Source organism: Mycolicibacterium aromaticivorans JS19b1 = JCM 16368, from assembly GCF_000559085.1.
Classification (GTDB): Bacteria; Actinomycetota; Actinomycetes; order Mycobacteriales; family Mycobacteriaceae; genus Mycobacterium; species Mycobacterium aromaticivorans.
This window is the reverse complement of sequence record NZ_JALN02000001.1, coordinates 1,086,033-1,098,621: the sequence shown is the minus strand read 5'-3', so window position 1 is coordinate 1,098,621 and position 12,589 is coordinate 1,086,033. Positions and strand designations below refer to the sequence as shown.

11 protein-coding genes are annotated in these 12,589 nt (G+C 65.4%); 5 read left to right on the top strand and 6 right to left on the bottom strand.

What is annotated here, in order from left to right; genetic code table 11:
- Window positions 1-2: 2 nt before the first annotated feature.
- Window positions 3-695: a hypothetical protein gene (locus Y900_RS05295; RefSeq protein WP_051659902.1), complete on the bottom strand. Its 693-nt coding sequence runs from the start codon at window positions 693-695 to the stop codon at window positions 3-5.
- An 80-nt stretch (window positions 696-775) separates the two neighbouring features.
- On the opposite strand from Y900_RS05295, the gene Y900_RS30165 reads away from it, so the two are divergent.
- From Y900_RS30165 to Y900_RS05280, 3 genes are all read left to right on the top strand, one after another.
- A complete protein-coding gene (locus Y900_RS30165) occupies window positions 776-1,387 on the top strand; it encodes a TetR/AcrR family transcriptional regulator (RefSeq protein ID WP_051659901.1) in 612 nt (203 codons plus the stop codon).
- A gap of 150 nt (window positions 1,388-1,537) precedes the next feature.
- Window positions 1,538-2,443: a cutinase family protein gene (locus Y900_RS05285; protein ID WP_420329740.1), complete on the top strand. Its 906-nt coding sequence runs from the start codon at window positions 1,538-1,540 to the stop codon at window positions 2,441-2,443.
- A gap of 45 nt (window positions 2,444-2,488) precedes the next feature.
- Complete coding sequence (locus Y900_RS05280; RefSeq protein WP_036339788.1) at window positions 2,489-3,907, top strand: SDR family NAD(P)-dependent oxidoreductase; 1,419 nt, start codon at window positions 2,489-2,491, stop codon at window positions 3,905-3,907.
- Between the two features lie 10 nt (window positions 3,908-3,917).
- Here the strand turns inward: Y900_RS05280 and Y900_RS05275 are convergent, their stop codons facing one another.
- The gene (locus Y900_RS05275) at window positions 3,918-4,187 is read right to left on the bottom strand and encodes a hypothetical protein (RefSeq protein WP_036339787.1); all 270 of its coding nucleotides are present in this window, start codon (window positions 4,185-4,187) and stop codon (window positions 3,918-3,920) included.
- A 158-nt stretch (window positions 4,188-4,345) separates the two neighbouring features.
- On the opposite strand from Y900_RS05275, the gene Y900_RS05270 reads away from it, so the two are divergent.
- On the top strand, window positions 4,346-5,956 hold the full coding sequence (locus tag Y900_RS05270; RefSeq protein ID WP_237752508.1) for a B12-binding domain-containing radical SAM protein: 1,611 nt from the start codon (window positions 4,346-4,348) through the stop codon (window positions 5,954-5,956).
- Window positions 5,957-5,968: 12 nt separating this feature from the next.
- Here the strand turns inward: Y900_RS05270 and Y900_RS05265 are convergent, their stop codons facing one another.
- Both Y900_RS05265 and Y900_RS05260 read right to left on the bottom strand, forming a co-directional pair.
- Window positions 5,969-6,805, bottom strand: coding sequence for a GAF and ANTAR domain-containing protein (locus tag Y900_RS05265; protein ID WP_036339786.1), 837 nt, complete (start codon window positions 6,803-6,805; stop codon window positions 5,969-5,971).
- 47 nt (window positions 6,806-6,852) lie between these two features.
- Window positions 6,853-8,376 (bottom strand): glycoside hydrolase family 183 protein, encoded by a 1,524-nt coding sequence (locus Y900_RS05260; protein WP_420329739.1) that lies wholly within the window; start codon window positions 8,374-8,376, stop codon window positions 6,853-6,855.
- A gap of 48 nt (window positions 8,377-8,424) precedes the next feature.
- On the opposite strand from Y900_RS05260, the gene Y900_RS05255 reads away from it, so the two are divergent.
- Entirely contained in the window at window positions 8,425-8,943 is a 519-nt protein-coding gene (locus tag Y900_RS05255; protein WP_081844994.1) for a hypothetical protein, read from the top strand.
- 176 nt (window positions 8,944-9,119) lie between these two features.
- Here Y900_RS05255 and Y900_RS05250 read toward each other — a convergent pair whose 3' ends face one another.
- Together Y900_RS05250 and Y900_RS05245 are read right to left on the bottom strand one after the other, a co-directional pair.
- Window positions 9,120-10,454: an RNA-dependent RNA polymerase family protein gene (locus Y900_RS05250; protein WP_036339779.1), complete on the bottom strand. Its 1,335-nt coding sequence runs from the start codon at window positions 10,452-10,454 to the stop codon at window positions 9,120-9,122.
- Entirely contained in the window at window positions 10,447-12,555 is a 2,109-nt protein-coding gene (locus Y900_RS05245; protein WP_237752507.1) for a hypothetical protein, read from the bottom strand. The genes Y900_RS05250 and Y900_RS05245 overlap by 8 nt, the downstream gene beginning before the upstream one ends.
- Window positions 12,556-12,589: the final 34 nt, after the last annotated feature.

The window sequence follows — 12,589 nt, the reverse complement described above, 5'->3', positions numbered from 1 at the left end:
TCCTAGTCCTTTCCCGCGATGTTCGGGATGTGTACGTCATGCTCGGGTGCTTCCTCGCCGAGCGAATTCGTCACGCCCACAACGACCAGACGGTCGGCGGCGATGGCGCCGAGGCGTTGCACCGCTTGCGCCCGTCGTCCGTTGTCGCGGACCTGTTCGAGGTCACCGACCACCAGCACCGGCCGGTCCGAGTGCAAAGCAAGGGCGATCTGCAGCAGGAACGTCTCCAAGTCACCCAGGCCCCCGATGTAGTCGGTCGGCTTCGGGCGTTCGATGTCGCCGAACGCTAAAGCCAGTACGTCTCGGTCGGCATCGGCACTCGCCCGCCGGAACAGGGGAGCGAGCCAGCGGCGCTGCTCGGCCACGACCGTTCCCACGGTGACCGCCTCGTCCAGATCGTCGATGTCGCCGAAGGCCGCGATCGCACAGTGCTTGCGGATCGCCCGCGGGGCGGTCTCGCCGAACACGGCGACAGTGCCTGCGCTCGGCTTGAGCCGGCCGGCCAAGGTGAGCAGCAGTGCCTTCTGGCTGTGGCCGCCGGGCATGTGCACCGCGTGCAGGCCGGGGCCCAGGTCCATGTCGACATCGCTGAACAGTGGGCTGTGCTCACCGTCGACCGTCAGTCCGCGCGACACGATGATCGCCTCGCCCTCGGGAAGCGCCAGTTGAGGTGGGACCGCAGTGGGTCGGCTCATGGTTGCCTCCTGGATATCTGCATGATTCAATACGATATGCATCCAATACGGAATGTATCGAGTCTGAAGGGCGATTTGCGGTGAAGGTCACAGAGGCGCGGACAACCCGACGCCGCACGAACACCCGGGCCCGTTTGATCGAGGCCACCGACGAACTCATCCGGGAGAGCGGCCGGACCTGGTTCACCGTCGAGGAGGTGTGCCGGGCCGCCGGCTACACCCGTGGGGCCTTCTACTCCAGCTACGACACCATGGAGGACCTGCTCTTCGAGGTGTACGAACACCAGAATGACGCGCTCGTGGAGCGGTTGCGCAATACGGCCGCGCCTCTGCTGCGAACCAAGGGCGTTCTCGAAACCGACCGCGTGGTGCGCCAATTGCTGAAGGCGGGCGTCGCCGATCAACCGCGCATCGCCCTGCATGCCGCCCTGGTGGCTCGTGCGGCCCATCAGCCCGAGATCGCCCATGTCCTGGATGCACAGGTCGAACGCTTTCGTGAAGGCCTGCAGGGGATCTTCGTCGCGTTGATCGCCAAGACCGGACGGACGATGACCGTCACGCCCGAGGCATTCACCCGCGCGCTGATGGCCGCCCAGGCCGGCGCCTCCGGTCAGTTCCTCAGCGATCGCGCAGCCACCGAGGAAGTCCGCTACCTGACCGCGCTGGCCGTTGTCGAAGGGTTGTCCGCCTGATGGCGACGCCCAGGTCAGGCCGCAATTTCTATCGAATTGTCTTTGCTGTCAATATCTCATCGGGGCAGGACAGCGACACCCTCGCAGCTCATCGAGCTCCCGAAGGGGTTAGATTGAAGCATGCCTATTCGCTGCACGCGTAGGCACCCGGTGGGGAGCGACCGGTCAGCCGGTCGCTGGGTCGGGCTGGTTGCTTCGCCGTTGTTCGTCACGAGCGCACTGCTCGTCGGTCCTGTCGCGACACCGTTGGCGTCGGCTGCCGACTGTGCTGACGCCGAGGTCGTCTTCGCCCGCGGCACCGACGAGCCTGCCGGGATGGGCCGGGTCGGCGACGCGCTCGTCGACGCACTGCGCAAGCAAGCGCCCAGCCTGAACATCGACACCTACGCGGTCAACTACAAGGCCACCAAGCTGCAGCTGCACGGCGGCGACGGCGCCAACGACGTGATCTCGCACATCAAATCGACGGTGTCGTCCTGCCCGGACACCAAGATCGTCCTCGGCGGATACTCACAAGGCGCCAGCGTGATCGACATCGTCGCCGGCGTTCCGGTGGGCGGCATCCCCTGGGGTAGCTCGCTGCCGCCGGAGTACGCCAAGAACGTGGTCGCCGTGGCGACCTTCGGCAATGTCGCGACCCGCACGAACCAAGCGCTGCCAAGCACGAGCGCTCTGCTCGGCGCCAAAGCCATCGACCTGTGTAATCCGGCTGACCCGATCTGCCATGCGGGCCCGGGCAACGAGTGGAGCGGGCACACCGAAGGCTACGTCCCCGGCTACACCAACCAGGCGGCATCGTTCGTCGCGGCCAAACTGCTCGCCGGTATCAGTCAGCACATGCCGGGGTACGGCAGCGCGCCCGGATATGGCCCGACCACGTCCTACGGGCCGGACTCCATGTACGCGCCGCTGCCCGGCTCCGGGCCTGCCGCCTCGCTACCGGGGCCGCAGCCCAGCTATCCCGCGGAGGTGCCGAGCTATCCCTCGCAGCTCCCCACGACCAGCCCGACGACAGTGGCACCCAGCTCGCCGTCGACGGGAACCGGTCTGGTGTAAACGGTCGTTGCAGGACCTGCACGAATTGCCCCGTATTCTTCCCTGGTGAACGCGATCGACCCGGACAAGCTGAATACCTGCCTGCAGGTGTTGGCCGACGTCGAGTCGCTACCGCCTGAGCACCCCGATGCCGTTGCCGTCCGTCGGGCCACCGCGGGCATCTTCAAATCGGTAAGGAAGGCCCGCCGCAAAGCCAAGCGCGACGAGGTCGCGGCCGCCGACCGGGCCGTCATCGCCGCTACCGCGACCGGTGCGCCTGGCCGGATCGACGACGAGACGGCCGGCCTGCCGTTGGTGTCGACGGCGGCGGGGGCCTCAGCGGGCACCCTGCTCCGGTCTCGGGCCTGCTACATCTGCAAGACGCACCACACCGTCGTCGACGCCTTCTATCACCAGCTCTGCCCGGAGTGCGCGGCGCTCAACCGCGCCAAGCGTGACGCCCGCACCGACCTCACCGGCCGACGGGCACTGCTCACCGGCGGGCGGGCCAAGATCGGCATGTACATCGCGTTGCGGCTGCTGCGCGACGGGGCCCACACCACCATCACCACCCGGTTTCCCAACGACGCCGTGCGCCGATTCGCCGCGATGCCCGACAGCGCCGACTGGCTCGACCGGCTGCGCATCGTCGGCATCGACCTGCGTGACCCGGCTCAGGTCGTCGCGCTCGCGGACACCGTGGCCGCGCAGGGTCCGCTGGACATCCTGATCAACAACGCCGCCCAGACGGTGCGCCGAGCCCCCGGCTCGTACGCGGCACTCGTCGAGGCGGAGCGGTCCCCGGCGCCCGAACTCGTCGACGTGGTCACCTTCGACCGGGTGAGCGACGCCCATCCTGCGGCGCTCGCCGGCAGTCTCGCCGACCATCAGAGCCCGCACGCGTTGACAGAGTTAGCCCTCACCGCGCGCAGCGCCTCACCCGAGCGGATCGCGGCAGGCATCGCCATCGACGCGGGTGGCCTGCTGCCCGACACCGCGGCGATGAACAGCTGGACGCAGCGTGTGCACGAAGTCGACGCGATGGAACTGCTCGAGGTTCAGTTGTGCAACCAGACTGCGCCGTTCATTCTGGTGAGCCGACTGCGCCCGGCGCTGGCGTCGTCACCGGCCCGCCGGAAATACGTCGTGAACGTCTCAGCCATGGAGGGGCAGTTCAGCCGCGCGTACAAGGGTCCCGGGCATCCGCACACCAACATGGCGAAGGCCGCTCTGAACATGCTCACCCGCACCAGCGCCGGTGAAATGCTGGAGCAGGACGGCATTCTCATGACCGCCGTCGATACGGGCTGGATCACCGACGAGCGACCGCACCCGACCAAGCTGCGGCTTGCCGACGAGGGATTCCATGCGCCGCTCGACCTCGTCGACGGCGCCGCCCGGGTGTACGACCCGATCGTCCGCGGCGAGGCGGGCGAAGATCTGCACGGCTGTTTCGTGAAGAATTACGCGCCCAGCGACTGGTGAGACCTACTCGCTAACGGGCGATACCGGTACGGCTCAGCGTGCGCCGAAGGTGCAACGCCGCGATCGTGACCGGGTTCTCGAACAGCGGAAGCTGCCGCAGTCGCCGGCGCACCGCCGAGTGACCCATGAACCCGGCGAGGACGCCCAGGACGAAATACCCCCGGCTGCGCCGGTTGGCCTCGCGCCGCAGCCCGGCGACGTAACCGCAGACCGCGGCGAGCGAGGCGGTCGTCAAGACCACCACGATCATCAGCCCAACCGCGTCCACGGGAACGATCACACCATCGTTTGTGCCACATCCGCATGGGTGAGGAGAAGGTCGTGACCGAACCGAATACTTAGCGTTACCGTCAATTGGTTAGGAACTCGGATCCGAGTTCCGTCGGAGACTATGTGTGAATGGCTCGTTCGGTCAGGCCGTCTTGGCTAGGCTCCGGCTTGGCAAGCAGCGCCGACACCGTCTACGAGTCCGATTCGGAGCAGACGACCATGGCCAACATTGTCCTCGTCAACCCGCGTTTCGAGGTGTCGTACTGGGGCTTGGAACATGCGCTCCCGCTGCTCGGCAAAAAGTGCAATGTCCCGACCGCCTGCCTGCCGCTGTTGGCCGCCCTGACGCCGCCGGAGCATCACGTCACGCTTGTCGACGAGAACGTCGAGGAGATCGACTTCGACACGCTGGCGCAGGCCGACATCGTCGGGCTCACCGGCATGATCGTGCAACGCCGGCGGATGCTGGAGATCATCAACGAGCTGAAGGCCCGCGGTGTGTTCGTCGTCGTCGGCGGCCCGTGGGTCAGCGTGCAGGAGGACTACTTCGACGGTCTGGCCGACGCGATCTTCGTCGGCGAGGCCGAGACCACGTGGCCGCAATTCCTCGATGACTGGAAGCACGGCCGCCACCAGTACCGCTACGAGCAGGCTGAGCGCACCGACATGACGACCGTTCCGGTGCCGCGCTACGACCTACTGAAGACCAAGAACTATGTGTTCGGCAGTGTGCAGTTCAGCCGCGGGTGTCCGTTCCAATGCGAGTTCTGCGACATCATCGTCACTTTCGGCCGCAAGCCGCGGCTCAAGACCAGCGCCCAGGTGATCGCCGAGCTGGAAGCGATGCGCACGGCGGGTCTGTCGATCGGCTTCATCGTCGACGACAACCTGATCGGCAACAAGGCCGCCGTGAAGGTGCTGCTGGCCGATGTCCACGCGTGGCAGGAGCGCGAAGGATATCCGCTGCAGTTCTTCACCGAGGCGTCACTGAACCTGGCCGAAGACGACGAGCTGATGGAGTTGATGGTCGCGGCAAATGTGACGGTGGTGTTCATCGGGATCGAGAGCCCCAACGAGGATTCGCTGAAAGAGGCGAAGAAGTATCAGAACGTGAAAAAGGGCGGCACGATCGTCGAACGTGTCCGCAAGGTGCAAGACGCCGGGCTGGAAGTGTGGTGCGGCATGATCGTCGGCTTCGACAACGACGACACCCGAATCTTCAAGGAACAAGCCGATTTCATCGGCCAGACCGACATCATGCACGCCATGGTGGGGATGCTCGCCGCGATCCCCAAGACGCCACTGCACGCGCGGCTGAAGGGTGTAGGCCGCCTCGACCTCGACGACGAGCAAACCTTCGGCACCAACGTCATTCCGCTCAACATGAGCCGAGACGAGTTGCGCGACGGCTATATCGGTCTGATGCGCGACCTCTACAATCCCGACTTCTACTTCGACCGACTTGAAAATCTCTATCTGACAAGAGAATTCGACTTCGGGAGGGCCCGCAATGCGTACCTGCGCCACCATCCCTGGCGGCGCAGGCGAGCCCAGCTGTTCGACGCCGCGCGGGCATTCGGACTGTTCCTGCTGCTGATGAAGAACGTTCCCGACGCGCAGCTACGCCAGGTCTACCGGCGCCGGATGTGGAAGATGCTCCGCAGCCGCCCGAACCCCGGTGTCATGTTCGTCAGCGTGGTCAAATGCGCGACGCACTACCACCACTACACGATGTCGCGGGAAATGTCCGAGCGCCGGACGTTGGTCAATACCTTCTAGTTGTGGGACCTTCTAGTTGTGGGCCTGCTGGCCGTTGCCGTTGCTGCCCGCGACCTGCTCAAGGAACTGCACGGCCAGCACCCGGACGGGCACGTTGGTCTGCTGGCTCTGCTTGCGCAACACGTCGAACGCCGCGTCGGCGTCGATGCCGTGCATGGCCATCAGCACGCCCTTGGCCTGCTCGATCGGCGCCCGGCTCTGCAGCACCCGCTGGATCGACTCCGCGGTGTCGCGGGCGGACTTGTAGCGGGCGAAGTCCCCGATCGCCCGGGACACCGCTTTGGTCAGCAGGTCGAGGATCTCGGCGTCGAGCCCGTCGAAGGCGTGAAAGGCCCTGCCGTACAAGTTGAACGACCCGAGCGTCAGATCGTCGGTGAACAGCGGTGCCGCCAGGAAGCTGTGGATGCCCTCCTCGCGGGCGGCGTTCGCGAAGCGCGGCCACGCGGCCATCGCATCTTCGGAATCCAGCTGCACGGTGGTGCGGGTGCGTGAGGCATGCAGGCAGGGGCCTTCGCCGGCGTCGTACTGCTCGGTGTCGATACGCAGGGTGCGCTCGTCGGTGTGCACCGCGGTATAGGTCAGCCCGCCCAGGTCGATCGTGATCCCCGTGTAATCGGCACCCTGGATGGCTTCCTGCGCGATCGGGGCGACGCGCTGCAGCAGCGACAGCAGTTCGTCCTCGTCACTGACGCTGCGACCGGCCTCTACCAGCATGCGCCCCAGCTGGGCGGCCGACATGGCGTTGCGGGTGGCGGCCTCGATGACAATCTCGGCCGCCTGCTCAGCGTCGGTTCCATCCAGCGGCTCGGCCGGGATGGAGTCCTCGACGCGCGGGTCGCTGTGCTCCATGGGGTGAGTGTCCCACCTTCGGGACTTCTGGTTGCTGTAAGGGCTATCTAGGGCAGCACCGTGTGCATCAGCATCACGTTGTAGGCCGACCACAGCGAGAGGTTGTAGTACAGCTCGCGGCCTGTCGACCAGGGATGCAGGAACGGCGCATAGATCCCGCCGGGGATCTGCATCGACGACACCAGCATCTGTTCGGGTCCCCACGGCCCCTGCGGTGCCGGCGCGGTCCGCATGACCACGTCGTTGTTCCCGTTGCAATACAGCACCAGGTACTGCTTCAAGTAGTTGTTGAATTGGGCCGACATCTCGCCGACCGGCCCGGGGATCACGGGGGTGGCCGCCGCCGGGCTGCCCGCGACCCAGGAGTTGCTGTCGGCATTCCAGTACTCGTACTTCGTCAGGTCCGGGATCAACCCGGGTGACACCCGCGCCACGTACGCCGATCCGCTCCGACCGTTGGGTGTGCCGAACGAATAGATGTACGGGTCGCCGGGGCCGGGCTTGAGGAACGCACCCATCTGGAACTTCTCGTTGCCGTTGGACGGCTGACGGACAGTGCCGGGATACACACCCCAGGTCTCGCCGTTGTCGGTCGAGGTCGCGATCGCCGAGTAGTTCGTGGTCCATGCGCCGTAGTTGTCCCAGCTCCGGATGGACATGAAGTTCAAGAACTGGTTGGGCCCGACGGCGATGCCGGAGGTCGGGATGATTCCCGTCTCCTGCGGCGCACCGTTGATGCTGTTGATGACCTGCTTGGCGATGCCGGGTCGCCACACCGGCGACCCCGAGTACTTGTTCCCGACGGCGCCGTCGGGAACCGCGACGGTGTTGGACAGCGATCCGTCGCTGCTGCGCATCAGCGTGTTGTAGCGCCACTGCTTGCCGGGAATCATACAGAAACCGTTGGTGTCGCCGAACGCCAACAGGACCTGACGATGGCTGGGATCACCGTTGTCCCACATGATTCCGAGATCGGTGCCGGTGATGGCGAACTTCTGAACGGTCTGATTCGGGCTGTCCGGTCCGGTCACCCAGCCGACCACGGAGGTGCCCGGGGGTGCGGTCGACGGTGCCGGTTGCGCTGCCGCGGGAGCCGGTTGGGGTTGGGCGGGAGCGGGTTTCGGTGTCGGTGCGACCGCGGCCTGCTTCTGCACCTGTCCCGCGTTGGGCATCAACGCGTTGATGAGCATCTTGCCCAATGTCGGGAGCGGCGCCTGGTCGTTGGCGCCCACCGGCTTGTGACCGATCGGGCGATCGAACGGCGCTATCGCCGACGGCTGTGGAATCTGAAACGCCTGGTTGGCGGCGGGCTGCGCCGCCGCGGATGCGCCCTCACACGGATCCGCGGCCGCAGGCGGCGCGACACCGGTGGCCGCGCAGAGGCCGACGACCAGTGTCGAGGCCAGCGACAGCGAGGGGATGCGGGGGCGCGGCGACACGACACACCTTTCGGAGGCGGGACGTCGCTGTGACGTCTGTTGGCCTTTGTGACGATAGGGACCCGTGTGTCGTTTGCGACCGGCGCTGCAGCGATAGGTATGCATCCGTGACCGTGTCGCAACCAAGGGCATGCTCGGTGGGTTACTGTGCGCATGATTCGCCCGACACAGGAGGCACAGATGAGACGTGGATTCTCTGCGGCGGCAGCCGTTGCCGTGGCGGTCGCACTGACCGGTACCGCCTGTAGCAGCTCCGACTCCGGCAGCAAGACACCGGCATCCGCGAGTTCGGCGGCGACGACTGCAAGTTCGGCAGCGGCGACTGCGAGCCCGACGACGACTGCGGCCCCGGTGGCCGCCGACAAGCTGCCCGCACTGGTGCCGATTCCGGCGAACAGCCAGACGACCAAAGGGCCGGACAACATCGCTGACGGCGGAATCCACCTGTACTTTCAGGTCAACGGGTCGCCTACCGATGTCATGACGGCCTACAAGGCAGCGCTGGAAGAGAAGGGCTGGACCGTGACCACCATGGTCACCTCAGGTGGCCAAGGTGGGGGCGGCGCCACCTATACCGGAACCAACGGCGGCGCCTACGGCGTGTTCGACGGCGGCGGCTACAGCACCAACACCTACCTCGACGTCTGCGCATGGCCGACCAAGCCCGCCAGCCCCAATTGCAGCCGCGGCGCCCGCTAGCGTCGTACGGCGGGCAGGCGAGGGCGCGGGGAAAAACGAAAAAATGAAGGGCTGAAAGCCGCAGCCTCTGTGGTCCTTCGAAAAATCCGCACCTGGCGGGATCCGCGTCCTCACCGAGAATTGAATCGCAATCCCGCGATAGCCGCAAGAGCCCCGTAGCTGCCCGCCATCCGCGATCACCGCAGGTTGCGCAGCTTCACGAGTGACACCAAACCGAGCTCTCCGCGCAACATCGCGGGGGGCACGAGGCGAAAGCCGCGGACCCCGGGCCGACCGGTGGCGGACTGAGCGATTTTGCGCGCGATGCGGAAGTCGAGGTCCTTCAATGTGTTGCGATCTGTGGTGGTATCCAACAGCGACGACAAGCCCGGTACTGCAAACGGATTCGTCACGTCGAGCATCACGTTCGTCGCCATCACCAGCTGATGTGCCCGGTCCCGAAGCGACAATGGACGCAAGGCGGGCGCCACCCCGTCTATCCGTGCGGCAACGCGGCCGACGAAGCGGCGCAGCCGATGTGGTGCCACGGCCATGCTGCCGTCGTAGCCAACCGAGAGGCCCAGCGAATCGACGCGTCCGCGCCCTAGGTAGGCGGGATCGTCGGTAGACGGTCGGCCGGTCGGGCTCAGCGCGGTTCGGATTTCCTTCCCGAGTTTGCGTTTGACGCCCAACTCGCCCAGCAGCGCGTCGATGCGCGTATCGGCCTCGTGCAGAGCGGACAGATCCGAGTGAGCGATCAAGAAATCGTCGTTGTAGCGGGCGTAGAAGACTCCGTCGATGTCCAAAATCGCCTTGTCCATGGGAACGACGGCAAGGTTGGCCAGAATCGGGACAAGCGGTGTGCCCATGGCCACACCGCGCAACCGGCTGAATTGTGCGCCGTCGCCGTCCCGCACGACGGGCCGAGTCAGCGCCGTGATGAGGTTCCAGACCCGGGTTGACACCGCGCCGGTCGGGCTGCCCAGCGAGACCACCTCGCGCAGAATCGGCCAGAGGGCGGCGTCCGGGCCGACCGGCAGATTGTCGCCGTAATGTTCGAAATCGGACTGCAGAATATACAGCGGAGGGCCTTTGGGCCCGACCCTTGCGCGATGAGCGCGAACGAACTCGGCAAGGACGCGCATTGCGCCGACATTGGTCGTACCGGGCAGGTACGAGTAGACACCGGGCAACCCGAAGCAGCACGCGTTGTGCGAGATGAGTTGGAAGAGCGCCGATCCCACGACGTGGTCGGTGAAAGCGGGCATGTGCGCGGCACGGCGCTTGCCGTTGCTGTCCAAAATCCACAGATCCACCGGCAGCGCCTGGTACTGGTCGCTGGCCACGCTGTGCGCGATCGCGCGGGCAAGGGACCGGCGATTGGTGGCGGCGTCGAAGTACGTCAGGTCGCTGTCGCTGAGCTGACCGAACGTCAGTCCACGCTGCCTCTTCTTCGAGAAGATCCGGAGGATGGTGTCTTCGTAGGTCTTCGGATCGACCAGCAGCCGTTCGATGTCGATGGGATCAGCCATCGGGGACAGCCCTTGCGGCCTGGCCGATTTCCCACTCCCGTATGAGCTTGACCAAGCTCTTCAGTTTTTCGCGATCGGGTTCGGGCGGACAAACAAGCAGCATCCGAAGTGTTCCGTGTCGATAGACGGGGGCGAGCTGGCGATCACACACCGCCACCACGGTGGATCCCTCATCGACACTGCGCGTGACGGCGGGCACGGCTGCCACCAGGAAACTCTGGCCCAGACCCCGCATCTCGCGTGTTCCGTCGAGGGTTTGCAGATCCAGGGCGATCCCAGTCCGGAAGAGTGAATGAAACGCGCGCACCAGGTCGGTCAGTCCAATTGGTGCAGAGCCACTTTCGCTGGAGGCCCGCCACAACTGGAACGCCTCACGTCCGTCGGCGATCGGCTGTGGTGACGAGCTGCCCCGGGTCACCACGCCGCCGCTGACGGTTTGCAACACGAGGTGCGGTGAGGCGCCGACCGTATCCTCCTGCGTACGGTGGTAATACATGATTTTCGTCGGGGACCGGAACGCTACATGCCCGGTGCCATCGAATGATTGGCGAATCAGCTTCAACGCGGCAGAGCGTTGCTTCGCCGTGGTCGATCTCGGAATTGTGACGTGGCCGACGCGCACTGCGGCCGGCTCCCGGGCCAGGCGGCGTAGCCAGTCGCCGACGCTCAGCACGGTCGGCAACGGCGGGTAACGACGGTCTCGCAGGTGTTGCAGGTTGATCAGAAGGATCAGCTGCAGGATCATCGCGGCCGTGATCTGGATGAGGTCGGAGGCGGGATTAGGTTTGATCCATACCAGCCACAAGAGCACGACCAGAAACAGCATGGTGATGAGGTGGATACCGAACCGTCCTTCGGCGAACAGCCGGATCTGGTAGATCCCGATGACGCTGCGCACCACGAACAGTGGTACCAGTGCAAGCAGGAACGTCAGTGGAACATCCTTCAGGACAAGCAGTCCGAGGGCGGCACCCAGCGCCCAGAAGTACAGTGAGGCAAGCGGCGCCACACACAGCAGGCGGTGAAAGAACACCCGCCGCAATTCGTGCAGAGCCGACACGCTGCGCAGCCGCACGAAGTCGAAATAGAAGATGCCGGCAGACTCGTACGAACCGCGAAACAGCGGTAGCACCAGATAGAAGAATCTGAAGGCATCCACCTGGCGCCACGACGCCACGGCGGCGGTGAGGTCGAACGAGCGGGTGTTCGTGCCATAGATGCCGACGATCGCGAGAACCAACACGGCATCCAGCCGCAGGCCGAGACCCGACACCGTGGTCTGGATACCAAGCCAGGGCGGAATTTTCGGCAGCAGCCGCCTGACTGGACGGCGGGGCGACGGTAGCCGCGGCCGCAGGCCGATCAGTCGGTAGGTCTCCAGCGAATAATGAATCGTGATCGCGATGGCAATGGCGTTCGACGCGACGATCGCAATGATGATGGCGACCGTGGGATAGAAGTAGAACCCCCCGGTGATCACCGCAAGTTGCACTGCGGGGGAAAGGAATATCGACCAACGCGGTCGGTAGACCCGTCGGGTCGCGTACACACCGGAATGCAGGACCCGAACCGGAAAATTGGCCGCGAGTTCGACGACCACCAGGAAGGCGTACAGGTGCGCGACGGGATCGTTGCCCGACGGGCGCAGCACCAGCAGCGCCACACCGCCACCGATCGTCATCGCGATCGTGAGGGCCACCGCCAGCACGAGCCAACGGCCGATCTCGTACCCGGCGGCGTCACGCTCACCTGACCGGGAGAAGTCACGAAGGCGCTCGCGCATGATCTCCAGAAGTCCCCACCACGCGCCGCCGACGGTCAGGCTGCCCGCGCGAAGAATCATGACCGTGAACGCCGCCATGCCGCCGAGGCTGGCGAGGATCAGGAAGAACTCCGCGACGTGGACCGCGAACTGCACGGTGGCGAGCACGAGCGGGTAACGCAGCCGGTACGCGAGGTACCTGAAAACCCTGCCCGTGAGGAGACTCGCATAGAGGGAAGGCACCCGGGTCTGGCCACGGGCGGTGCGCTCGAACCAGCGATGGATGTCGTTCACGGTCGGGTGAACTTCGGCATCGGCATCGGGCGTGACCTTCCGCAATCCGTCAACGCTGACGCGTGGTCGTGACAAGCTG

Excerpts from the sequence above, each read along its gene's own strand:
- Y900_RS05265 (WP_036339786.1), bottom strand. The coding sequence starts at position 6,805 with ATGGAGCACAGCGACCCGCGCGTCGAGGACTCCATCCCGGCCGAGCCG.
- Y900_RS05250 (WP_036339779.1), bottom strand. The coding sequence starts at position 10,454 with ATGGCTGATCCCATCGACATCGAACGGCTGCTGGTCGATCCGAAGACC.
- Y900_RS05260 (WP_420329739.1), bottom strand. The coding sequence starts at position 8,376 with ATGCCCTTGGTTGCGACACGGTCACGGATGCATACCTATCGCTGCAGC.
- Y900_RS05295 (WP_051659902.1), bottom strand. The coding sequence starts at position 695 with ATGAGCCGACCCACTGCGGTCCCACCTCAACTGGCGCTTCCCGAGGGC.
- Y900_RS05255 (WP_081844994.1), top strand. The coding sequence starts at position 8,425 with ATGAGACGTGGATTCTCTGCGGCGGCAGCCGTTGCCGTGGCGGTCGCA.